Annotated in this window: 1 protein-coding gene; it reads left to right on the forward strand. The window is 48.7% G+C overall.

Annotated features, from left to right (window positions below):
• Positions 1–163: YeeE/YedE family protein (locus R0J87_RS24885; protein ID WP_498889705.1), on the forward strand; the 163-nt coding region annotated here is incomplete at its 5' end.
• Positions 164–234 lie beyond the last annotated feature (71 nt).

Consider the following 234-nt stretch of genomic DNA (forward strand, 5'->3'; position numbering starts at 1 on the left):
GCTGCTGGTTGGTGTCGGAACAAGATTAGGGTCTGGCTGTACCAGCGGACACGGTATTTGCGGTATCGGGCGTCTATCTCCCCGATCTATTGTCGCAACAGCAACCTTCATGTTGGTCGCTGTTGTTGTGGTGTTTGTTGTTCGCCATCTGTCAGGAGTGTAAGGGTATGCAGATGTTAATTGCTCTTATTGCCGGTTTATTGTTTGGTGCCGGATTAACGATTTCTCAAATGG

Origin of the sequence: Halomonas sp. SIMBA_159 (assembly GCF_046536035.1) — a bacterium.
Lineage (GTDB): Bacteria > Pseudomonadota > Gammaproteobacteria > Pseudomonadales > Halomonadaceae > Vreelandella > Vreelandella venusta_A.